Origin of the sequence: Flavobacterium zhairuonense, assembly GCF_004352915.1 — a bacterium.
Classification (GTDB): domain Bacteria; phylum Bacteroidota; class Bacteroidia; order Flavobacteriales; family Flavobacteriaceae; genus Flavobacterium; species Flavobacterium zhairuonense.
In genome coordinates this window covers 350,878-374,807 of sequence record NZ_SJSY01000074.1, presented here as the reverse complement: position 1 = coordinate 374,807, position 23,930 = coordinate 350,878, and the positions used below count along the sequence as shown (strand labels likewise).

Genomic DNA, 23,930 nt, shown 5'->3' with positions numbered 1-23,930 from the left:
AAAAAACGCTTAAAAAACAGCAGAAACAAAAATGCATAAAAAAGAAAAACCGCTGTAAACTTTACGTTTACAGCGGTTTAACACTTATTGTTAACTGATATTAATCAGTACTTATTTGACTTCTTCGAATTCAACGTCTTCAACATTGTCTCCAGACTGCTCTTGTTGTGGAGCTGCTTGTTGAGCGTCACCACCTTGAGCGTACATTGCTTCTGTAGCTGTTTTCCAAGCTGCATTAACATTGTCTAATCCTTTTTGGATTGCATCAAGATCTTGAGATTGGTGAGCCATTCTCAATTCAGTTAAAGCATATTCGATAGCTGTTTTTTGATCGTCTGTCAATTTATCTCCTAACTCTTTCAATTGACTTTCAGTTTGGAAGATAGTACTGTCAGCTTCGTTCAATTTCTCAGCTCTTTCTTTTGCAATTCTGTCAGCATCAGCGTTAGCTTCAGCATCTTTTTTCATTTTTTCGATTTCTTCAGCTGTTAATCCAGAAGAAGCTTCGATACGGATATCGTGAGATTTTCCTGTTCCTTTGTCAGTTGCAGAAACTTTGATGATACCATTAGCATCGATATCGAAAGTTACTTCGATTTGAGGAACTCCTCTTGGTGCTGGTGGAATACCATCTAAGTGGAAACGACCGATAGTTTTGTTATCAGCAGCCATTGCTCTTTCTCCTTGTAATACGTGGATTTCAACAGATGGTTGAGAATCAGCAGCAGTAGAGAATACTTGAGATTTTTTAGTTGGGATAGTTGTGTTAGACTCGATTAATTTAGTCAATACACCACCCATAGTTTCGATACCTAAAGAAAGAGGAGTTACGTCAAGTAACAATACATCTTTTACATCTCCAGATAAAACTCCACCTTGAATAGCAGCTCCAATAGCAACAACCTCATCAGGGTTAACACCTTTAGAAGCTTTTTTACCGAAGAATTTTTCAACTTCGTCAGCGATTCTTGGCATACGAGTAGAACCTCCTACAAGGATTACTTCGTCGATATCAGATGTAGATAAACCTGCATCTTTTAATGCTTTAGCAACTGGCTCCATAGAACGTTTTACTAAAGAATCAGATAATTGCTCAAATTTAGCTCTAGATAATTTTTTAACTAAGTGTTTTGGTCCAGAAGCAGTAGCAGTTACGTATGGTAAGTTGATTTCTGTTTCAGCAGAAGATGATAATTCAATCTTAGCTTTCTCAGCAGCTTCTTTTAAACGCTGTAATGACATTGGATCTAAACGTAAATCAATTCCTTCTTCAGATTTGAATTCGTCAGCTAACCAGTCAATAATAACTTGGTCAAAATCATCACCACCTAAGTGAGTATCACCATTTGTAGATAATACTTCAAATACACCGTCTCCTAATTCAAGAACAGAGATATCAAAAGTACCTCCACCTAAATCGTAAACAGCAATTTTTTGATCGTTTCCTTTTTTATCTAATCCGTAAGCAAGTGCAGCAGCAGTTGGCTCGTTGATGATACGCATAACTTTAAGACCAGCGATTTCACCAGCTTCTTTTGTAGCTTGACGTTGCGCATCGTTAAAGTAAGCAGGAACTGTAATAACTGCCTCAGTTACTGTTTGACCTAAATAGTCTTCAGCAGTTTTTTTCATTTTTTGAAGTGTCATTGCAGACAATTCTTGAGCAGTGTATAAACGACCGTCAATATCCACACGTGGAGTATTGTTGTCACCTTTTACAACACTGTAAGGAACTCTTTTTGCCTCATCTTGAGTTTCAGCAAAAGTGTGTCCCATAAAACGTTTAATAGAAGCAATCGTTTTTGTAGGGTTAGTTACTGCTTGTCTTTTTGCAGGATCACCTACTTTAATTTCTCCACCTTCAACAAAAGCGATGATAGATGGTGTAGTTCTTTTTCCTTCTGCGTTAGGGATAACAACTGCTTCGTTACCTTCCATTACAGAAACACAAGAGTTCGTCGTACCTAAGTCAATTCCGATTATTTTACCCATTTTTTATATATTTAATTTTTGATTTAATTTTTAAACTCATGTGGCATAAGTCAATCTTTGTGCCATTATAAAAAACTAAATAAAATTGTCAGTTTTGCCGTCAGAACTTTTAAAATCATCTGACAACATGGCATTTTTAAAACATGACATACGTGCCACACATGTCTTAAGTATGTCATTAATAAGAAACTGGTTCCTACTCCCGAAGCTCCATGACCTTCTTTTTATTGTGATTTTTATCAGAGCTGGTGCATTCTGATTTTTAAAAATAATTGGACATTCAAGAACTTTTGGGACACAATAGCAGTAAAACCACAGAAATTTATACGCATGTAAGTACAAAGAATATACAATAAATAAAAAGTTCTTTTGATGATTTGTAGCCATTATTTTATATTTTAGCAATACAAGAAAAAGCTATTTTATAGCGCGTATCTCCCCATTACAGGGCGTATACTTGCTACACAAAGTAGGGCATATAAATAGTTTGTGACAATAAAGCAAAAAATGACGATATAATGAGTTTTCACTTTTCAATAAAGAATAAAAATAAAATTTCGTTTCATCAATTATTAGAAAATAAATACTTGCCGAAAGAAACAAAAGTATCATTTGGAGTAAATCTAAATGACATTGTAAATGGATATTCAAAATTCTATTTACCAAAACTTTCTTCTAGAGGTGTTGCATTAACAACTAATTCTGAAAAATATGATATAGAAATAAATGTTGGAGCTACTAAAGATGATTATTTATTAGCTACAAAAATTACTTTAGCCTTAGCAGAATTAAATGATTCATTAATCGATCCGGAATTTGATTCAGAATTAAACTTAACTGAATTTGAAAAAAAATATAATTCAGATTGGATTGAAAGTGTAAAACATTTAGGAATTGATTCTTTTATTCAAATGATTCACGAAGGTGAAGATGTAGTCTTAGCTTTTATGGGACCTATTAGGCATTATTATGTAGGCAAATATATAATTGATAAACTTTCTACTGATAGTGCTTCACAAGAAAAATTAAATGATCAATTAATTGAAGAAGTTCGAAAAATTCAATACTTAGAAGACTCCGAAGAAGGAATTGAATTTCCTTCTGTTAAAATAATGGATTTTCCAGAAGAAGGTGAAAAAGAATTAACTGTAATACTTCCTAATTTTAAAGTTTTACTTAACAATGTAGATTATGTAGTTTTAAATAAAGTTGGAGAAATATTAATTAAAGTTTCTTACTTAGAATTTGTCAATTATATATCACCTAAAGCCAAAAGAGTTGATGAAAAACAATATATTATTTATCCGATTAATGAAGAAGATTATTTAAAAATGATTTTACACTTTAAAGCAATCGAAAATGAAAAAACAAATACTGTAAAATTTGAAGTCAAACCTGAAGTTAAAACACAAATTATTAAAAAAGAAGATTCGAAAAAACTAAAATGGTGGCAAATTTGGAAATAAAACTTTAAGAATGGAAAAATGTAACTAAATAAAAAACTACTGCCAACCATGGTTACAAACGATTTGCGAATTTAGTAGAATTAACGGTTTTTCATCGTATTTTCGTTAAGCTGAAAATACTCAGTTTCTAAACTCGCAAACCACTTGCAACGTCAGAGCGTTGTGTGTCACATTAAACAGCACTCGAATGAAAAAAATATTGATATTCTTAATTCTTTCATCTTTGTGTTTTTCACAAACATCAAAAAAAAATATAAAAAGTGAAATTCTTTTCAGAGGGCCGCTTTATATTCAAGTTTACAGTGTCATTGATACACTAGTAAGTCAAGAGAAAAGACAGATTAAGGATAGTTTGAATTTCACTATAGTTACAGAAAAGTATAAATCAGGATATAAACATTTTGAAGTTTTAGAAGATAGACTGACCAAGCTATTTTATTGGAGACAATTCTATCCAAATGGAAAGATTAAGGAAGAAGGCACATTTACAAAAGAAGAATTGATATGCATTGGCAATTGGAAATTTTATCTTGAAAATGGAAACTTGAAAAAAACAACAAATTTTGATTCGTTATTCAATGTGCCATACACAACGGCGATCGAGATTGCAAAAAAACAAAATTACGTAATGCCCGACATTGAAATAGATTTGGTAGTAATTGAAAATAAATCCTATTGGCAAATAAGAAAATGGATAATGAAAAATGGAGATGGTATGTCTTCAACTATTTTGGTAGATACTAACGATGGGAATATTGTAAAACGGACAGAAGAAGTTGAACAACATTATTAAAATGTGAACGAACAACATCCGTTTGGCGATATTGCAAATTTAGCGGTAAAATCACGTTTACGTCTCGCAAGAAATTTTATCTTTAACAGAAAATAAGCAGTCCCGAACTTCGCAACCTTCACCAAGCACGAGAACGTTAGCAGAAATATCGCCAAACTAAATGCTAAAATTAACCTTATGAAAATTTTTCTCTTATCTATTTTATTGTCTTTTTGCATGAATAAATCAGAATGTAAATTCGATTTCAGTGAATTAAACATTAAAAAATTCGATTTGGATACTTCAGCAAAAGGTTTCAATTTTAGAGATAAATCAAAATTCAAAAAAACAATTATCTCGAATGAAGTATTTATAATAGAGTTTCATGAAAAAACTGAAGTGCTTTCATCGATAAAAACTGTGTTTTATGTTTTACGATTTGAAAATAATTTATTAGAAGGATATACTTTTAAAATCCCTGTTGATAAAAATGAAGATGGAACAGAATTTTTCTATAATATGTTGAAAAAAATAGATAAAACTAAAAACAATTTTATAGATAGTGAAGAAAAACTAGCATACATGAAAATGACTACTGATTGTAAACGTTTTTTTCGATTTACTGGTAGTGAAATATTTGGAGGAATACATAATAAACCTTAAGATAATTCTGCTAACACACGCTACAAGCAAGCTGGGCATTTGGCTGAATTTAAAGATGGTTTTGTTCTTGGAAAATTGTACACAATGGAAAAAAATCATGCAGAAATTTATATTTGAAATAAGGAAAATTTCATTTTTAAGAATTATGCAACCAAAAAGACAAATGAATAACAAATATTAACATATCTGCACTAATGGAAAACTACACCATAATCATTTTCATATTAGCCATTGTGATTGGTCTTTCAGCATTTGCCGAAAAATCAAAACTGCCCTATCCTATTCTTTTGGTTATTGTTGGAGTTGCCATTGGTTTTATTCCGACAATGAACGAAATCGAAATCAATCCAGAAATTATTTTTTTGATATTTCTGCCTCCATTATTGTATGACGCTTCGTTTAATATTTCGCCAAAACATTTTAAAACAAATCTCAGCACGATAAGTACATTAGCCATTCCGTTAGTTTTCCTGACTACTTTTTGGATTGCTGTAGCTTCACATTATATGATTCCCGGAATGAGCTGGCCTTTGTCTTTTGTTCTTGGCGCCATACTTTCTGCTACAGATGCAGTTGCAGCAGTAAATATTACAAAAGGGCTCGATATTCCAGAAAAAACGTTGACCATACTCGAAGGCGAAAGCCTGATCAACGATGCATCAGCATTGGTTGCTTATCGTTTTGCTGTAGCTGCGGTTATGGGTTCTGCATTTATAATCTGGAAAGCGACATTCGAATTTGTTTTCTTGCTTGGTGGCGGATTCTTAGTTGGTTTTGTAATGGGCAAAATTTTAGCTTTAATCCTGAAAAAAGTTCGAGACAACATCAACGTCACAGTGAGTTTTATGCTTTTAATGCCTTTTGTGACTTATTTAGTAGCAGAACATTTGCATGTTTCAGGCGTAATTGCGGTTGTTATTTTAGGTTTGGCAATGGCACGTTTCAGCAACAAAATTTTGCCCGAAAATTTAAAAAACAATGCTAGAAGTCTTTGGGATGTTATTATTTTTCTGCTCAACGGGTTGATTTTTATCCTCATTGGGCTCAATTTTCGATACATTTTGAAAGATATTGATAACGGCATGATTTTGCCTTATATTGGTTATGCTCTAATAATCACCATCATTGCATTATTAACGAGAATGACAAGGGTCTTTTTCCAAAAGAAGAATCTGCAGAAGGCTTTTCAAAAGAACAAAAAAAGAAAGCGAAAAGTCAGTGAGCATGCGTTGCTTGATTTTGGAAATAGCTTAATTATAAGCTGGTCTGGAATGCGCGGCATTGTTTCGCTCGCAATTGCTTTGGGTTTGCCCAAGTTTTTAGAAGATGGAACTCCTTTTCCGGAACGAAATGCCATTATTTTTATTTCTGTAGCAGTTGTATTGATAACTATTATTGGGCAAGGACTTACATTGCCTTGGATTGTTAAAAAAATAAATTCTTTGAAAGAAAAATAAGGAATGCGTCAGAAACCATCATTTTAATTTTTAACCAAATACTCCTACTGATTTTAATATTTTACGTAATTTCGGTAAATCATTTATACTGAATAAAAATACCATTTACTAACGACCAAAAAACAAAAGAATGAGTGAAGAATTACAAAGCAAATTTGACGAATTTGACAAACCCGAAATCATCCGAAGAAGTTTACTCCCTTGGTGGATTAAAACATTTTGTTGGATTTTTATGATTTTGGCCGTTTGCGGATTGGGCACACTTATAGGAAATGCCTTTACGCCAAATGTTCACTTATCGCTATATGGCTTTGAAACCAATACTTCCTATTCTGTTACTGGGATTTTTATCATTTCAATAATGGTATTAAAAGGATTTGCTAGCTACTCACTTTGGTTTGAAAAACCTAATGCAATTTCAATTGCAAAATTTGACGCTATTATAGGATTTGTAATTTGCGTTGCTTCTATGTTTGTGATTCCATTTACTCATGGAAATGGACATATCGAATTGCGATTAGAACTTTTGCTTTTAATTCCATATTACCTCAAAATAAACAAAATAGAATACGAATGGGATAATTTAGAAAAACCCTAAATCCATATTTTTAATTAAATAAGAATATAAAATGAGATCAGAAATCATCATAACCACGCCAGAATCAGAAATCGTGACAACCCGAGTTCTGAATTTTCCCCAAGAACTGGTTTTCAAAGCTTGGAGTGATCCTGATCATTTGAAAAATTGGTGGGGACCAAAAGGCTTTACCAATACTTTCAGCGAATTTAATTTTTGCGAAGGCGGAAAATGGAGCTTTATCATGCATGGGCCTGAAGCTGGAAATTATGCCAATGAATGCGAATTCATAAAAATTGACAGACCCAATCTTATTGCTTGGAAACGTTATTCAAAACCATTGTTCCAAATTCTGACAACATTTGAAACGATCGACAAAAACAAGACAAAAGTCATTTTTAAAATGCTTTTTGAAACCGTCGAAGAATGCCAAAAACTGAAACCTTACGTTGTCGATAAAAATGAAGAAAACTTTGATAAACTTGAAGTTGAATTATCGAAAATGAGCCTATAAACATCTCAATAAATTATATCGCATGGTAATTAATGAAGAGAGAAAATGTGCAGAGTTTATAATACCATTGGATGTCTAAATACTTTACAAATTGATTTAGTCAGATATAACATTGACCATTTTCATTCGTTAAACGAATTGATTAATTTTCGGAAAAATCATAAAATCAACGAAGAGCAAATCATTTCCAATCATACTTTATTTATTGAAGAAGAAAAATCAGCGCTCGAAAAAGATCTTTCTGAATTAAACACTTTCATTCCGCAAAAGAAAATGCTTCTCGAACTGCAATTAAGACAGCAACTCGACAATTTTAATGACGAAATTGAAAACCTTCCGGAAACTCATTCTAGAATTATTCCAACAATAAAAGATTATTGGCTCAACCTTGTTATCTGCACAAAATTTTGGTCGGCACAACTTAAATATCATTACGAAATCTTCCTATTTAATTATGAGGTAAAGAAACAGCTTCTTCGAAAAAATAAACGGTTCGAGTATATTGCTACCAATTTTCAAAATGTTGTAAACGAAAGCAGTTTTTACGATTTGCAAGCTTTTGAGAAGAAAAAAGAAATAATAGAAACGCTAAGCAATACTATTTACGGCGCAGTTGGCGAGCAAAAAGTTGAAAGCATGCTCAAAAAATTAACCGACGATTACATTTTGATAAATGATTTTTGCTGCACTTTCAATCCATCAATCTATAATAAAAACAATCACGACCACATTCATTCGATTCAAATCGATCATCTTTTAATATCTCCCGCTGGAATTTTTCTGATCGAAACGAAAAACTGGAGCGAAGATTCTATAAGTAATCTCGATTTGCGCTCTCCTGTTGAACAAGTCCTTAGAACCAATTATGCTTTGTTCAGACTATTCAACAATCAAATAAGCAAACTAAACCATGATTTTTCTCGGCAATATTGGGGAAACAGAAAAGTGCCAATCAAAAACATCATTGTTTTTACCAATAAAAAGCCTATTGAGGAATTTCAATTTGTAAAAATCCTCACGGTTGATGAATTGCTTCCTTACATCAAATACTTCGACGCAAGCTTTCTTATCGAAGAAACCGAAATAATCGCTGATTTCCTTCTTAAATTCTCCGAACAAAAACAAGTTCACTCAAAATTAACCAATTAACAACAACCTAGATTTTAAACAATCGATAAATAATTAAAATTTCTCTTATAAAAAAGTTCTATATTTATCAAAAAACTATAAAATCTAACCCATGAAAAAATTAATTTGTTTTACTCTTTTGTTAATTACACCATTCTTTTACGCACAAACTAAAGTCGCCAAAAAACCCGAAAGAGTAATCATAGCTAACAATGAAATTATCACCATGCAACAACTTGAAGAATATGGCAAAGAAGGGCGTATAAAATCAATGTCAAATGGTGTTTCGGAAGAAAAAAGAAATGAATTTGCAAAAAAATTTGGAGATAAAATTGGAGATACAGAGTTTATAAGCTTGGTCGAGATTTATGACGTTGCAAAACCAGAAAATAGTAGTTCAACTCCTGAAAAAATAGCCAAAAAAGAAAATCCCGAATATCTTCTGAATGTAAACGATAAAGCCAAAGATTTTACCTTGAAACTTGTTGATGGCAAAGAAATAAAACTTTCCGATTTAAAAGGAAAAGTGGTTCTTGTCAATTTTTGGGCAACTTGGTGCGCGCCTTGCCTTCAAGAATTTTATGATGTTCCGGAAAAAATTCTAGAGCCATTCAAAAACGACAATTTTATGTTTTTAGCCATTTCAAGTGGAGAAGCTGAAAAAATAGTAGCAAAAAAAGTTGTTAAACTTAAAGGTGACGGACTGAATTTTAATTACGGAATCGATGCCGACCGAAAAATTTGGAACGATTATGCCACAAATTCAATTCCTAAAAACTTCGTGATTGATCAAAATGGAGTTGTAAAATTTACGGCGACAGGAAATGCTGAAGGAAATCTAGATAACATTGCCACTGAAATCAAAAAACTGCTTGCAAAATAGATTATTCTGCCAAATATTGCAAAATTGGCAAATAATAAAAATATGCATGCATAGTAATTTTATGTTATTCGTCTATTTTTTATTTGTAATTTCGGTTTCTCATTAATTACAAATACAAAATGGCTTCATTTATTAAAGAAATTTCTTTTCGCTGGTCCGATTTAGACCCGAATTTTCACGTTCGCCACAGTGCTTATTATGATTTTGGTGCACAGCATCGAATTGAAATCCTTGAAGAACTTGGTTTGACTTTGAAAGTAATGCAAACACAGGGTTTTGGACCGGTTTTATTTAGAGAAGAATGCGTTTTCAGAAAAGAATTAAAACTTTCAGACAAAATATTCATTCATACCAAAACATCAAAAATGAAAGCCGATGCTTCTCGCTGGTCTATCATTCACGAATTCAGAAGAGAAGATGATACACTTTGCGCAACCATTACTGTTGATGGCGCGTGGATGGACACAAAACTTAGAAAACTAGCTTCTCCAACGCCAGAAATTGCGATCGAAGCGTTGAGCATTTTCCCAAAAAGCGACGATTTTGTTGGACTATAAAATCGAACAAATATTTGTCTTAACTTTATAAAATCCAAAAAGCAATATTCAAAAATTGTTTTTTGGATTTTTTTTCTAAAAAATGACAGTATATGATTGATTATTTAAAAGACTTTAGAATCTTATTTTTTATTGTTATTATTGCCGTTGTTACAATAGTCTTGGGCGCTTTAACAGATAAAATTCTTCGTTATTTTTTGTACCGAAAATTAAACGACAAAGAATATGACGCAACCGGTTTTAAGTTCTTAAAACACTTAATAATAACTGTAATTTACATTCTCGGATTTGCTTTTGCCCTAATTCAAATTCCTGAATTTAAAATCATCGGGCATTCCTTTTTAGCTGGCGCCGGGGTTATTTCTCTCGTTGCCGGTTTAGCTTCACAACAAGCTTTAAGCAATATTGTCAGCGGCATCTTTTTGGTGATTTTTAAACCTTTTAAAATCAACGATAAAATCACAATCAACAATTTTGTCGGAACAGTGGAAGATATCAATTTAAGACAAGTAGTTCTTAAAGATGCTGAAAACAACCGAATCATTATTCCTAATTCTGTAATCAGCGCTCAAATTATTGTAAACACCAATATGCACGACACAAAATGCTGTAAAATAATAGAAATCGGAATTGGTTATGAATCAAATATCGAAGAGGCATTAAAAATCATGCAAGATGAAATTGCCAAACATCCATTTTTTATTGACACCAGAACTGCCGAAGCCAAAAAGCAAAACACACCCCTGGTTGTCGCTCGCGTTGTTGCATTGGCAGATTCTAGCGTAAATTTAAAAGCGTGGGCATGGGCAAAAAACTCTACAGATGGTTTTGTAATGTATTGTGATTTGCTTCAAAGCATTAAAAAACGTTTTGATGATGCCAAAATCGATATTCCGTATCCACAAAGAGTAGTGACAATTAAGCAGTAATCCAAAAATTATTTTAACACATCGAGATATAGCCCTACTATCTTAAAATAAGACGTTTCACTAATTTAAATGCACATAGCAACTATGTGATAAGAAACGCGTTTCTTTTTAGCACTCTTTTTAAACATAAAATCTATGTTTCTATGTGTTAGAAAATATGGAGAATATTTTATTCAAACTTAAGTCCAAAATTTACTTTCTCAAAAGTTGTACTGCAGGAAAAGGCAAATCGACCAACATTAACAGTTCCGAAGATGCCTCCTACTGAATGTCCAGAATAAAATCCGCCAGCAGAAAATCGGCGAACTTGATATTTCAAGGCAATATCATTCACTCTTGAACTCAATTGTCCAAAAGCAATCACATGTGGGATAATTTCATAACTTCCAAAAACTTTCGGAACCAATTTTTTATAATAATCAAAACTTTCATCGGTTTCGTAATCCACACTTGTTGAATGTAGATTTTCCAGATTTCCGCCTATATATGTATTTTCAGAAAAATGCCATGAAACGCTGAAACCTGTAAAAGTTCCATCATAACCGCTCCTCGACTCGAGATATCCAACACCAATCGTGGCTCTGAATTTTCCGCAAATTTTTCCGATGTAGCCAATATAAGTCCGATCAATTTCCGACTTGTCAATTCCAGCGCCAAAAATAATATCGTCGTCACACATACTAAAGGCGTACTGAAAATAAGCCGAATATTGATCTTCATTGGCCGCGACAACGCTCCGGCCTTTATCAAGATCGATATTTGCAGAAATTAAGGTTGAATTTATAACGGCGAAATCAAATGTATTGAGTTCTTGGGCAAATGTGGGGACTGTGAGCAGGAATAAAAGTATCGTTTTTTTCATAATACTATTTTTTTTAGCTTACAACTTTCTGATACTAAATTACATACTTTTTTCCTGTTAATAAAAGAAGTCCTCTGAAGTGTAACATTACTCGTCAAAATGCATTATTTTCAAAATCAGAGTCATTTAATCGATAAAATTTCAATAAATCATCGATTATTGGCAATAAAAATCAGCAAACCATTTTGAAAACTTTTTTTCTGATAACTTTAAGACCCTATTCTTTGCATTTCAAATTGGTTAACGGTAATTTTATGCTTCCAACATATAATCAGCTCAAAATGAAAATTGCAAAGCTCTTATTGTTCTTATTCCCATTTTTGGCTTCTTCGCAAGATGCCAACATTAAACACTTAGATATTAATTTGACCAATTATGAATATCCATTTCCGGTCCAATTTTTAGAATTAAACAATCAACGTCAATACATGCAAATGTTTTATATGGACGTTGTTCCGGAAAACTATAACAACAAAAATATTGTACTGCTTCACGGAAAAAATTTTAACGGAGCTTATTGGGAAACTACTATAAAAGCATTAAATGCAGCAGGTTACCGCGTAATTGTTCCGGATCAAATTGGTTTCGGAAAATCATCAAAACCAGATAATTTTCAATATACTTTTCAGCAATTGGCAGAAAACACTAAAAAATTATTGGATCATCTTGGAATTGGAAAAGCTACTATTCTTGGTCATTCGATGGGTGGCATGTTGGCAACACGATTTGCTTTGATGTATCCGGAAATGACTGAAAAATTAGTTCTCGAAAACCCAATTGGTTTGGAGGACTGGAAATTAGTCGTTCCATACAAACCCGTTGATTGGTGGTACGAGTCGGAGCAAAAACAAAATTTTCAGTCGATTAAAAATTACCAAATGGCCAATTATTACAACGGAAAATGGAATGCCGATTATCAAAAATGGGCCGAACTCAGCGCAGGTTGGACAACCGATCCTGAATATGATAAAGTAGCTTGGAATTCGGCACTTTTATATGAAATGATTTTTACACAACCTGTTCTATATGAGTTCAAAAACATTCAGGTTCCTACACTTTTAATTATTGGAACAAGAGACAAAACGGCTTTAGGAAAACCTTTAGTTTCTCAAGATATTCAAGCAACAATGGGAAATTACGCCGAATTAGGAAAACGAACTCAAAAAGCAATTCCGAATTCAAAACTCGTTGAAATTCCAAATACGGGACATTTGCCACATATTGAATCTTTTGACCAATTTATAAAACCATTAATCGTATTTTTGAAAGAATAATTAATTAAAACCACAAATTATGTTTACAATTGAACAAATAAAAGATGCACATGCTAAAGTAAAAAGCGGGGCTGATTTCCCAAATTATATACAAGATTTAATCATTCTAGGTGTAAAAGGATATGACACTTACGTGAATGACGGACATGCAGAATATTTTGGCGTGAACAATTATTCTGTTTCTTCAGATGAAAAATACAGCACTATTTCAGTCGCTTCATCTGTTAATAAAGAACTTTTTATCGAATTTTTAGTAAAACACCAGCACGGAGAAACTGATTATCTGACTTTCTGCAATCATTGTGGACAATGCGGTATAGCAAAATGGCGCGTTGATATTATCGAAATGACATGCACCTATTTTGACAGTGCGGAAAACGAAATTTTAATCGAAAAAATTCCAAGTTAATTTTAAATAGATATGAAGATTTTCAAGAGAATAAATTCAGTTTTCAAAACAAATATTTTAATTACCCTTTTGTTGGTTTGCTTTACAGCCTTTTCACAACATAAAAAAGAAAAAACTAAGTTTAAAATAATTGCTTTTTACACGGCCAAAAACGACCAAGCACATATTAGTTTTGTGCACGAAGCCAATAAATGGTTTCCAAAAGTTGCAGAAGAAAATCATTTTGAATACGATTCTACAAGCAATTGGGACAATTTGAATGCAAAATTTTTAGCAAAATATCAAGTCGTTTTGTTTTTAGACACTCGACCAGAAACTCCAGCGCAACGCGAAGCTTTCCAAAAATATATGGAAAATGGAGGCGGTTTTATTGGATTTCACTTTTCGGCTTTTGCATTAAATAATTCCTCTTATCCACAAAACTGGGATTGGTATCACAATACTTTTTTAGGTTCTGGCGAATACGGAAGCAATACTTGGCGACCAACATCGGCCATTTTGAGAGTTGAAAATCAAGATCCAATAACTAAAAATATTCCGAAAACCTTTAAATCACAACCAAATGAATGGTATAGATGGAGCAATGATTTGACAAAAAATCCAGACATCAAAATCCTTTTGGCGATCGATGAAAGCAGTTTTCCTTTAGGAACTGGCCCAAAAGCTCATGAAATCTGGCATAGTGGGTATTATCCAGTGGTTTGGACAAACAAAAAATACAAGATGATGTATGTAAATATGGGTCATAATGATATTGATTATGAAGGCAAAACTAACAAAACCCTTTCCTATACATTTGAAAATGAAACGCAAAACAAAGTGATTTTGAATGCTTTGCAGTTATTTGGAAAATCAAAAAAATAAACATCTTTAAAATGTCTAAACTGTCATCTCTTATCAATCCCGAAGAATTACTTGAATTACAAAATCTTTCTGAACTTGTTTTAATCGACGCAAGAGCAGGATTAAATGCCGAAGAAAATTATAAAAACGAACATTTAAAAAATGCACGTTACGTTGATTTGAACAAAGATTTGGCAACAATCGACTGCAATCCGAAAAATGGCGGAAGGCATCCGCTTCCTTCTTTAGAAAAATTTTCAGAAGTACTTTCGAAAACAGGAATTTCACCAGAAAGTCATGTTGTTGTTTATGACGACAAAAACGGCTCAAATGCCGCTTCGAGATTCTGGTGGATGCTGAAATCAATTGGGCATGAAAAAATTCAGGTTTTAAATGGTGGTTTGCAAGAAGCAATAAAAGCTGGTTTTCCAATAAATTCTGGAATCGAACAATTTGAAAAAAGCGATTATCCGATTTCAAATTGGAAATTGGCTGTCGCCGATATTGAAGAAGTCGAAAAAGCGCGTAAAAACGATCAAAACATCGTAATTGATGTTAGAGATAAAAATCGCTTTGATGGCCTCACAGAACCGCTAGATTTAATTGCAGGGCATATTTCGGGCGCAATAAATATTCCGTTTAGCGAAAATTTAGATGAAAACGGATTTTACAAATCACGAGAGGATTTAAATGAAAAATATACGGCCATTTTAGGCAATATCAATCCAGAAAATGTAATTGTGCACTGTGGCTCGGGTGTAACGGCTTGCCACACCTTACTGGCAATGGATTACGCAGGAATTCCGATTCCGAAACTTTACGTTGGTTCATGGAGCGAATGGTCAAGAAATGATCGCGAAATGGCAACAAAAAAATAGAATAATTATTTTAAGAATTTATAATGCAACACTGGGATATACTTTTATCAAATCAGGTAAATAAAAAAAAACTAATCGACAACATATTAAATGGCGAAGCAACTGGAGAATTAGCTGTTTTTAATACTCAAAAAGGAATACTGTTTTCTGATATCGCGATCGAAAAATTCATTGAAAAAGAGTTTCAATATGACAGCGTAGAAGCTTCACCAGAATCGCACAGACAACTTCGAACTTTCTCGTCTGGCGAACGCAAAAAAGAGTTTTTAAAATACTGCATCAATCAAAAGCCAGATTTTATCATTTTCGACAATCCTTTTGATCATTTAGATCAGGCTTCGAGAGTGCTTTTAGCTGATTCCTTAAAAGATCTCACAAATAACATTGCAATCATCCAGCTCTTAAATCGTACTGTTGATGTACTTGAATTTGTTCCAAACAAAGCTCAAATCAAAGACAATACTTTTGAACTGCATCCATATGTAAAAAACGAAAATCATTTCAAAACCTTAAATACAACTGCAATTCCAAAAGCAACAGAAGTTCATACTTTTCCTGAAAATGAATTAATACGACTGGAAGATGTTTCTGTAAGCTATGACGAGAGAAAGATTCTCAATAACATTTCGTGGACAATAAAACAAGGCGAATTTTGGCAACTAATCGGGCCAAACGGTTCGGGAAAAAGCACCATTTTATCTTTAATTACGGGCGATAATCCAAAAGGTTTTGGACAAGATTTATTTTTATTCGGAAGAAAAAAAGGAACTGGAGAAAGCGTTTGGGACATCAAAAAACAAATCGGTATTTACACCACCGCAATGATGGATTTGTTTCAAAAAGGTCATACTTTGGAGCAAATGATTCTATCAGGTTTCTTTGACCAGATTGGGCTGTATACAGAACCCACAACACATCAAAAAAATATCGTAACACAATGGCTAGAAGTGATTGAAATGACGCATCTAAGAAAAAAGCGTTTCATAGATCTTTCTATCGGACAGCAACGCGTCGCGCTAATTGTTCGTGCCGTTTTAAAACATCCACCCTTATTAATTCTAGATGAGCCAGTAGAAGGTTTAGATGATGAAAATGTAGATTTGGTAATTCAGTTAATCAATACCATAAAACAAGAAACAAACGTTGCAATTTTGTACGTTTCACACCGAATTGAAGCCGGCCTCGCTCCTACTTCTGTTTTTGAGCTTCTGCCATCAGCAACAGGTTCAACAGGACAAATAAAATAATTTGGCAATTAGAAAATTAGATAATTTGGCAATTCGATAATATCGCAATTATAACACAAAGCACATCTGTAGAGGCGCACTGCAGTGCGCCTACGCAACGAATATCCACAATATGTTAGACGCACTGCGGTGCGTCTCTACGGAATATCAAATTGATTATAAAAATATCTTAAAAAAAAACAAAAAGCTCCATCAGGAGCTTTTTGTTTTTTCATTAAAAGAAATTATCTAATTTTCTAATTGCCAAATTATCTAATTTAGTTCTCCTCCTCAGTATTATGCGATTTCACATAATTTTGCCATTTCTCGATACAATCCTTAAAATCTTGTGGCAGTTCAGTATCAAAACGCATCATTTCACCAGTGTTTGGATGAACAAAACCAAGGGTTTTAGCATGCAGCGCCTGACGAGGCAATGCTTTAAAACAATTCTCAATAAACTGTTTGTATTTTGTAAAAGTCGTTCCTTTCAAGATCAAATGTCCGCCATAACGCTCGTCATTGAACAACGGATGACCAATATGCTTCATATGCGCACGAATCTGGTGTGTTCTTCCTGTTTCTAGCTTACAAGAAACCAAAGTCACATAACCAAAACGCTCCAAAACTTTATAATGCGTAATGGCAGGTTTTCCAATTTCTGGATCATCAAAAACGGCCATTTGCATGCGGTCTTTTAAATGTCTTGCCAAGTTTCCTTCAATTGTTCCGCTGTCTGCGGTAACATTTCCCCAAACTAGAGCAATATATTCACGTTCTGTTGTTTTAGCTTCAAATTGTTTTGCTAAATGCGTCATCGCTGCTTCGGTTTTGGCCACAACCAAAAGTCCAGAAGTATCTTTGTCTATTCTGTGAACCAAGCCTGGACGTTCGCTACTGTTCATTGGCAAATTTTCAAAATGAAATGCCAACGCATTCACCAAAGTTCCGGTATAATTACCATGTCCTGGGTGAACTACCAATCCGGGAGGTTTATTGATCAACAAAAGCGCATCATCTTCGTAAACAATGTCCAGCGGAATATCTTCCGGATCTACTCTATTTTCAAATGGCGGATGCGACAACATTACTGTTATCACATCAAAAGGTTTTACTTTATAATTTGATTTTACTGGAATATCATTCACAAAAATATTCCCATTTGTTGCCGCGTTCTGAATTTTATTTCGCGTGGCATTCGGAATCAAATACATTAAATATTTGTCAATACGCAAAAACGCCTGACCTTTAGACACTTCAAATCTGTAATGTTCGAATAATTCGTCTTCCAGATCTAAGTTTTCTTCAATATTATTGCTCATCTTTTGGGGTTTCTACAGGCTCAGTTGCAGTACTGTCTGCCTGACTATCATCTACATAACTCGCTTTTCCATCTCCTAAAACCAAATCAATTTTAGACGCTTTCAAAACGCGGTCTCCTACTTTTAAATTTCTTCCTTTGTAACGCATTTCAAGCACCATATCTTTTCCAAGATTCGGGATATACGTGATCGTTCCTGGCTCAAGTCCTAAAGCTTTCAAGGTTGGAACTGCTTCACGATATGTTTTTTCGATTAAATCAGGAATCTTAACAGATGAAAATCCCGATGCATTAATTTTGATGTATATTTTTCTACCTACTTTAACCATCGTTCCTGGCAACGGATCTTGCTCAACAACGCTGAATTTCGGATATTCACTTCGGTAATCAACACTATCCAAAAGCACATAATCTAAGTCCAGTTCGTCAAGTTTATCCTCAACTTGCTCTTCTGTCAATTTAGATAAATTCGGAACCGCAATTTCATGTCCGTGATCAGTTGTAAAAGTCAGCCAATGCATAAACAAATAACCCAAAACTGCAATGATAGCTGCCGCACCTAACAATTGTAAAAAAAACACGCGGCTAGTTAAATACTTACGTAAACTCATAAATTAATTTTTAGATGAACGCAAAGATAAAGTATTTCATTTCAAAAAAAATGATAATTTTGTTTAAAACAAAAATGCTCTGCGATTGTTATTTCTATTAAAAACTAAAATCTTCGGAATTTGGTATTTTAGAATTTAAAATTTCAATTTTTAGGAGCTGTTTCCTGCTGTCCGCTGTATTCCCGATAAACAAAAACTACGGCTAAAAAGCCTTGTTTTTCTAAATCGGGAGATGCCGCTCCCATCAGGGCTAGGACACTCGGTTTCAAAAGAACATTTCGATTAAACAAATTAACGATTAAACAAATAAACAGAAAGTCAATGAAAAACATTGCCATCATCATGGGCGGATATTCAAGCGAATACAAAATTTCGCTTATCAGCGGAAACGTTGTTTACCAATATCTTGACAAAACAAAATACAACGGATTCCGAATTCATATTTTCAAAGAAAAATGGGTTTATGTAGATGCCAACGACGCCGAATTTCCAATTGACAGAAATGATTTCTCAGTAACTGTAAATGGTGAAAAAATCACTTTTGATTGTGTTTTCAACGCCATCCACGGAACTCCAGGCGAAGATGGATTAATGCAAGCTTATTTTGAATTAATTGGCCTGCCACAATCATCTTGCGATTATTATCAATCGGCTTTGACTTTCAACAAAAGAGATTTATTATCGGTTTTAAAACCATACGGAATCAAAACGGCAATTTCTTATTATTTAAACAAAGGTGACGAAATCAATACAGCCGAAATTGTTAAAAAAGTTGGATTGCCATGTTTCGTAAAACCAAACAAAGCAGGTTCTAGTTTCGGAATCTCAAAAGTAAAAACTGAAGCAGAACTTCCAATTGCGATTGAAGTGGCTTACAAAGAAGACAACGAAATTATCATAGAAAGTTTCCTTGACGGAACTGAGGTTTCAGTTGGCGTAATCAATTACAAAGGAGAAATAAAAGTTTTGCCAATTACAGAAATTGTATCAGACAATGATTTCTTCGATTATGAAGCCAAATACGAAGGAAAATCTCAGGAAATCACTCCAGCGAGAATCTCTGACGAACTAACACAAAAAGTGGGAGAAACAGCAAAACGTGCTTACGAAGTTTTAAAAATGAAAGGTTTCTCAAGAAGCGAATTCATTATTGTAAACAACGAACCATATATGCTGGAAATGAATACTATTCCAGGTTTGACAACAGAAAGTTTGATTCCGCAACAAGCAAAAGCAGCCGGAATTTCTCTTGAAGATTTATTCACAAATGCGATAGAGCTAGCTTTAGCCTAGTCACTAAGATACTAAGGTGCTGAGATACTAAGATTTCAGCACCTTATTTTTTAAACACATATTGTCAGGCTGAGCGAAGTCGAAGCCATTCAAAAAAACTTTGTGCCTTTGCGCCTTTGTAGCTTTGAACCTCTAAAAAGAAAAAAAATGCGAAAAGCCATATTCCCAGGATCATTTGACCCAATTACACTCGGACACGAAGACATCATCAAAAGAGGAGTTCCTTTATTTGATGAAATCGTAATTGCCATTGGTGTAAATGCCGAAAAAAAATACATGTTTTCATTGGAAGAAAGAAAACGTTTCATTGAAGAAACCTTCAAAGACGAACCAAAAATTTCGGTAATAACTTATGAAGGACTTACTATAGATTTAGCTAAAAAAGAAAAAGCCAATTTCATTTTAAGAGGTTTGCGCAACCCAGCCGATTTTGAATTCGAAAAAGCCATTGCACATACCAACCGAAAACTTTCAAAAATTGAAACGGTATTTTTATTGACCGCTGCAAAAACTTCTTTCATTAGTTCAAGTATCGTACGTGATGTTTTGCGCAATGGTGGCGAATATGAAATGCTGGTTCCAGATGCAGTAAGGGTTAAGAAATAACTGAATAAATCATTTATTCACTTTACTTGCATAGGTAAGATAAATCATTATTTTTGTTGCTATAACCTATAAAACTTAACTAATGATTTTTTACGGAACCAAATCAAAACACATTAAAAACGACCGCATTAACAATGTAGATTGTCCAGATTGTAACACTACTGTTTCCATGAACTACAGTTTATATGAAAAGTATGCACACATTTACTGGATACCCTTTTTTCCAATTAAAAAATTGACTTTCGCCGAATGCAACTCATGCAAAAAGACATTTGAACAAAAAGAATTTTCAGCACCTATTAAACAAAAAATCCAGCATTCTATTGGGAGAATCAGTAGCCCGCTTTGGATGTATTCCGGAATTTTTATTATAGCTGGTCTTTTTCTATTTGGCATGTATAGTACGGTACAAAAAGGAAAAGATAATATCTCGTATATCGAAAGTCCAAAAATTGGAGATGTGTACAGCATTGACAATTCAAACGGTTTTTATTCGACGATGAAATTGACTGAAATTTCAAAAGACAGTTTGACTTTGTTATTGAATGATATGGAAGTCGATAAGAAAACAGGAATTGATAAAATTGACCTGGAAAAAAATTACAGAGATAAAAAGATTATTGCCAAAAAAGATTTGCAAAAACTTTTTAAAGAAAATAAAATTTATGAAGTGGTGAGACATTAATACTTCTAACCACAAATTTGTAAGCGAAGCAAATTATAAGTAATTTCGCATTTTTAAAACAAACAAGAAATAATGAGCATTGAAAGAGAATTAAGCAAACGAAGCGGATCTAAATGTGAACTTTGTGGCGCTGAAGAAAATCTAAAAGTATATCAAGTATTACCAACTAAAAAAGGCGGAATTGATGAAGCAATATTTGCCTGCAACACCTGTATTGACCAAATCGAGAATCCTGACAATGTTGATTTAAATCACTGGAGATGCTTAAATGACAGCATGTGGAATGAAAACATTCCGGTTCAAGTGGTGGCATGGAGAATGTTAAGCAGAATGCGTTCTGCTGGATGGCCTCAGGAACTACTTGACATGATGTATTTAGACGAAGACACGCTAGAATGGGCAAAAGTAACTGGCGAAGGCGAAGACGACGAAAACAAACTCGTTCACCGCGACAGCAATGGCGTTGTTTTGCAACATGGAGATTCGGTTGTTTTAATTAAAGATCTTAAGGTAAAAGGCTCAAGCATGGTTGCCAAACAAGGAACTGCGGTTAGAAACATTCGTTTAGACCACGAAAACGCTGAATACATCGAAGGAAAAGTCGATGGTCAGCAAATTGTTATTATCACACAATATGTCAAAAAAATATAGTTTTTTTGAAGGGACAAAGGTTTAAAGCAACAAAGGTTCAAAGCAACAAAGCAACAAAGTGACAAAGGTTTTTAATCTGGAACTTAAAATCAAAATAACCTGAAAATAAAAAAAGCTGTTCTAATGAACAGCTTTTTTTATTTTTATGATGCAAGGGACAAAGGTTTAAAAAACTTTGTCCCTTTGTCCCTTTGAGACTTTGAACCTTTAAAAAATTATTTCTGGAATAATTTATTGATTTGATCTTTTACAAATGGCTCAGAAACACTGCTTGTTGCAGAAGTAGCTTCTTTGCTAGAAACCATAAATTGAACAGTTGCTTTATCTGGAACAACACTTCCTGTGTAATGCAACCAGATATAGTTGTTTGGCAATTCTAATTTAATATCGTATAAAGGGCTTGCTGTGAAACCATTCATGATAATAGTGTAAAGATTTGAGTAATCGTTATTCACATTTTTGAATGAAAATTTTCTTAAAGGTGAAGAATCGTCATCGTTTTGAATACTAGTGTAATACACTGTATACTCGTCTCCAATTTTTTGAATGTAATTGTTATTTACTTTTCCTAATTTCTCAACAGGAACTGTTTCAAGAACTTTAATTTGTGCAAATGAAACGAAACTTAAAAACAAAGCAGCAACGGTAATAATGTTTTTCATAACAGATTTGGGGTTTACAATTTTACTGTAGCAAAAAAACATAGAAATAATGAAAAAATCGCTATCAAATCATTATTTTTTTAACACAAAATTGCAAAACTTAATTTGAATTTTACAAAACACTGACAAACAATACAATAGACCAATTTTTACTCACCTATCCTTTTTTTCCTCAATCTAATATTTTTTGCTTTTATCTTCTTCTTTCTTCACGACATTGCGGGCAACTTCAATCTTAAACTTTTTGCCTTTCATTTTTTCATCTTTAATATGCTTCAAAAGATCTTTTACTTTGTTGAATTTTACCGCTGCAAACGAAACAAAATCTTTTACCTCAATCAACCCTAAATCATCTTTTTCCAATTTTCCTTTTTGAGAAAAGAAACCTACGATGTCAAATTTATTCAGTTTTGTTTTCTTTCCGCCACTGATATATATAGTTTGAAATTGTGGTGGTTTTGGCAACGAAACTTTTCCTTCAACGTCCAAAATTTCCATTTCGTAATCAATGTAATCCAATTGTTTTTCACTTTCGTGGATAATTACGTAAGCCGTTCCTGTTGCCTGCATACGAGCCGTACGTCCGTTTCTATGTGTGAATTCATCTTCTTTTAACGGCAAGTGATAATGAATAACGTGTTTCATTTCTGGAATATCCAATCCTCTTGCAGCCAAGTCTGTCGTGACCAAATAACTGATGCTTCCATTTCTGAACTGAATCAAAGCGCGCTCACGCTCATCCTGATCCATTCCGCCATGATAATAAACCGAATAGATTCCTTTTTCGTTCAAAGTGTCGCTAATTCGCTCTGCAGCATCTCTGTGATTACAAAAAATAATAGCCGATTCTGATTTTAGCGAACAAATCAAATTGAACAAACTCTGCAGTTTATCTTTTGCTGGCGAAATCACCATTTTCATCGAAAGATTTGTTTTTTCCTCTTCTTCTGGAATAAAATCCAAAACAACTGGATTTACAACTTTCGTATATTTCGGAATTTCAATATCTGAAGTTGCTGATACCAAAACTCTTTTATTGATTTTCGGCAATCTTGCAATAATAAAAGACATTTGCTCATGAAAGCCAAGTTGCAACGATTTGTCGAATTCATCTAAAACAAGCGTCTGAATTTTATCGGTTCTGAAAGTTTCTCTGTCAATATGATCTGCAATTCTTCCTGGAGTTCCAATCAAAACCGCCGGCGGATTTCTCAAATTCTTGATTTCAGTATCAATCGAATGTCCGCCATAACAAATGTTCACCTTGTACTTCGTTCCCATTTTTTTCCAAACTTGTTCAATCTGCAATCCAAGTTCGCGCGACGGAACCAAAATCAAACATTGCACTGATAAAATCTCAGGTTGAAGCAATTCCAAAATTGGAAGCAAAAAAGCTAAAGTTTTTCCAGATCCAGTTGGAGAAAGTAACAATGTATTATTTTCGTTTAAAATAGCATCATGTGCCATTTCCTGCATTTCATTTAGGCTATCAATCCCTAAATTCGAAAGTATATCGTTGGAATGGTGTCTTTTGTTCATTTTGCAAAAGTAGGGAAAGTTTTTTAACCGCAAAGCACGCAAAGGTTTACGCAAAGTTCGCTAAGTTTATATTCAAAGCTTTGTGAACTTTGCGTTTTTTTAAAGCCTTATACATAAAAAACTTTGCGTGCT

At 33.6% G+C, this 23,930-nt stretch carries 25 protein-coding genes; 19 read left to right on the top strand and 6 right to left on the bottom strand.

Features of this window, described 5'->3' with window-relative positions; translation table 11 throughout:
* Window positions 1–111: 111 nt before the first annotated feature.
* On the bottom strand, window positions 112–1,992 hold the full coding sequence (gene dnaK / locus EYY60_RS16005; protein ID WP_132990319.1) for a molecular chaperone DnaK: 1,881 nt from the start codon (window positions 1,990–1,992) through the stop codon (window positions 112–114).
* 518 nt (window positions 1,993–2,510) lie between these two features.
* Between dnaK and EYY60_RS15995 the strand changes: the two genes are divergently transcribed.
* The 10 genes from EYY60_RS15995 to EYY60_RS15950 all read left to right on the top strand — a co-directional run bounded on the left by EYY60_RS15995 (window position 2,511) and on the right by EYY60_RS15950 (window position 10,938).
* Window positions 2,511–3,458 (top strand): hypothetical protein, encoded by a 948-nt coding sequence (locus EYY60_RS15995; protein ID WP_132990318.1) that lies wholly within the window; start codon window positions 2,511–2,513, stop codon window positions 3,456–3,458.
* Window positions 3,459–3,645: 187 nt separating this feature from the next.
* Window positions 3,646–4,251, top strand: a complete 606-nt coding sequence (locus EYY60_RS15990) for a toxin-antitoxin system YwqK family antitoxin (protein WP_132990317.1) — start codon at window positions 3,646–3,648, stop codon at window positions 4,249–4,251.
* 216 nt (window positions 4,252–4,467) lie between these two features.
* Window positions 4,468–4,893, top strand: coding sequence for a hypothetical protein (locus EYY60_RS15985; protein WP_132990316.1), 426 nt, complete (start codon window positions 4,468–4,470; stop codon window positions 4,891–4,893).
* Window positions 4,894–5,087: 194 nt separating this feature from the next.
* Window positions 5,088–6,350: a Na+/H+ antiporter gene (locus tag EYY60_RS15980; protein ID WP_132990315.1), complete on the top strand. Its 1,263-nt coding sequence runs from the start codon at window positions 5,088–5,090 to the stop codon at window positions 6,348–6,350.
* A 130-nt stretch (window positions 6,351–6,480) separates the two neighbouring features.
* A complete protein-coding gene (locus EYY60_RS15975; RefSeq protein WP_132990314.1) occupies window positions 6,481–6,948 on the top strand; it encodes a hypothetical protein in 468 nt (155 codons plus the stop codon).
* A gap of 31 nt (window positions 6,949–6,979) precedes the next feature.
* Entirely contained in the window at window positions 6,980–7,441 is a 462-nt protein-coding gene (locus tag EYY60_RS15970) for an SRPBCC family protein (RefSeq protein ID WP_132990313.1), read from the top strand.
* Between the two features lie 45 nt (window positions 7,442–7,486).
* Window positions 7,487–8,590, top strand: coding sequence for a nuclease-related domain-containing protein (locus EYY60_RS15965; RefSeq protein WP_132990312.1), 1,104 nt, complete (start codon window positions 7,487–7,489; stop codon window positions 8,588–8,590).
* Between the two features lie 91 nt (window positions 8,591–8,681).
* On the top strand, window positions 8,682–9,452 hold the full coding sequence (locus EYY60_RS15960; protein WP_132990311.1) for a peroxiredoxin family protein: 771 nt from the start codon (window positions 8,682–8,684) through the stop codon (window positions 9,450–9,452).
* A gap of 119 nt (window positions 9,453–9,571) precedes the next feature.
* Window positions 9,572–10,009: an acyl-CoA thioesterase gene (locus EYY60_RS15955; RefSeq protein WP_132990310.1), complete on the top strand. Its 438-nt coding sequence runs from the start codon at window positions 9,572–9,574 to the stop codon at window positions 10,007–10,009.
* A gap of 92 nt (window positions 10,010–10,101) precedes the next feature.
* Window positions 10,102–10,938, top strand: coding sequence for a mechanosensitive ion channel family protein (locus EYY60_RS15950; RefSeq protein WP_132990309.1), 837 nt, complete (start codon window positions 10,102–10,104; stop codon window positions 10,936–10,938).
* Window positions 10,939–11,107: 169 nt separating this feature from the next.
* Here the strand turns inward: EYY60_RS15950 and EYY60_RS15945 are convergent, their stop codons facing one another.
* Window positions 11,108–11,800, bottom strand: coding sequence for a hypothetical protein (locus tag EYY60_RS15945; RefSeq protein WP_132990308.1), 693 nt, complete (start codon window positions 11,798–11,800; stop codon window positions 11,108–11,110).
* A gap of 281 nt (window positions 11,801–12,081) precedes the next feature.
* On the opposite strand from EYY60_RS15945, the gene EYY60_RS15940 reads away from it, so the two are divergent.
* From EYY60_RS15940 to EYY60_RS15920, 5 genes are read left to right on the top strand one after another with little or no spacing between them, the layout of a single operon-like run.
* Entirely contained in the window at window positions 12,082–13,074 is a 993-nt protein-coding gene (locus EYY60_RS15940) for an alpha/beta fold hydrolase (protein ID WP_132990307.1), read from the top strand.
* 19 nt (window positions 13,075–13,093) lie between these two features.
* Window positions 13,094–13,483 (top strand): DUF1398 domain-containing protein, encoded by a 390-nt coding sequence (locus tag EYY60_RS15935; RefSeq protein ID WP_026729369.1) that lies wholly within the window; start codon window positions 13,094–13,096, stop codon window positions 13,481–13,483.
* Window positions 13,484–13,495: 12 nt separating this feature from the next.
* Entirely contained in the window at window positions 13,496–14,347 is an 852-nt protein-coding gene (locus tag EYY60_RS15930) for a ThuA domain-containing protein (RefSeq protein WP_132990306.1), read from the top strand.
* A gap of 11 nt (window positions 14,348–14,358) precedes the next feature.
* The gene (locus EYY60_RS15925) at window positions 14,359–15,204 is read left to right on the top strand and encodes a sulfurtransferase (RefSeq protein ID WP_132990305.1); all 846 of its coding nucleotides are present in this window, start codon (window positions 14,359–14,361) and stop codon (window positions 15,202–15,204) included.
* A gap of 23 nt (window positions 15,205–15,227) precedes the next feature.
* Window positions 15,228–16,451, top strand: a complete 1,224-nt coding sequence (locus tag EYY60_RS15920; protein ID WP_132990304.1) for an ATP-binding cassette domain-containing protein — start codon at window positions 15,228–15,230, stop codon at window positions 16,449–16,451.
* A gap of 257 nt (window positions 16,452–16,708) precedes the next feature.
* On the opposite strand, the gene EYY60_RS15915 is transcribed toward EYY60_RS15920, so the two are convergent.
* Window positions 16,709–17,752: an RluA family pseudouridine synthase gene (locus EYY60_RS15915; protein ID WP_132990303.1), complete on the bottom strand. Its 1,044-nt coding sequence runs from the start codon at window positions 17,750–17,752 to the stop codon at window positions 16,709–16,711.
* A complete protein-coding gene (locus EYY60_RS15910; RefSeq protein ID WP_132990302.1) occupies window positions 17,742–18,362 on the bottom strand; it encodes a PASTA domain-containing protein in 621 nt (206 codons plus the stop codon). Before EYY60_RS15910 ends, EYY60_RS15915 begins: the two co-directional genes overlap by 11 nt.
* A gap of 321 nt (window positions 18,363–18,683) precedes the next feature.
* Here EYY60_RS15910 and EYY60_RS15905 point away from each other — a divergent pair, with 321 nt between their 5' ends.
* The 4 genes from EYY60_RS15905 (at window position 18,684) to EYY60_RS15890 (ending at window position 21,597) form a co-directional block, all read left to right on the top strand.
* Window positions 18,684–19,655, top strand: coding sequence for a D-alanine--D-alanine ligase (locus EYY60_RS15905; RefSeq protein WP_132990301.1), 972 nt, complete (start codon window positions 18,684–18,686; stop codon window positions 19,653–19,655).
* 147 nt (window positions 19,656–19,802) lie between these two features.
* Window positions 19,803–20,261 (top strand): pantetheine-phosphate adenylyltransferase, encoded by a 459-nt coding sequence (gene coaD / locus EYY60_RS15900; RefSeq protein WP_132990300.1) that lies wholly within the window; start codon window positions 19,803–19,805, stop codon window positions 20,259–20,261.
* Window positions 20,262–20,343: 82 nt separating this feature from the next.
* The gene (locus EYY60_RS15895) at window positions 20,344–20,946 is read left to right on the top strand and encodes a zinc-ribbon domain-containing protein (protein ID WP_132990299.1); all 603 of its coding nucleotides are present in this window, start codon (window positions 20,344–20,346) and stop codon (window positions 20,944–20,946) included.
* 72 nt (window positions 20,947–21,018) lie between these two features.
* The gene (locus tag EYY60_RS15890) at window positions 21,019–21,597 is read left to right on the top strand and encodes a PhnA domain-containing protein (RefSeq protein ID WP_132990298.1); all 579 of its coding nucleotides are present in this window, start codon (window positions 21,019–21,021) and stop codon (window positions 21,595–21,597) included.
* A gap of 215 nt (window positions 21,598–21,812) precedes the next feature.
* Here the strand turns inward: EYY60_RS15890 and EYY60_RS15885 are convergent, their stop codons facing one another.
* On the bottom strand, window positions 21,813–22,259 hold the full coding sequence (locus EYY60_RS15885; RefSeq protein ID WP_132990297.1) for a hypothetical protein: 447 nt from the start codon (window positions 22,257–22,259) through the stop codon (window positions 21,813–21,815).
* Window positions 22,260–22,436: 177 nt separating this feature from the next.
* Entirely contained in the window at window positions 22,437–23,798 is a 1,362-nt protein-coding gene (locus EYY60_RS15880; RefSeq protein WP_132990296.1) for a DEAD/DEAH box helicase, read from the bottom strand.
* Window positions 23,799–23,930 lie beyond the last annotated feature (132 nt).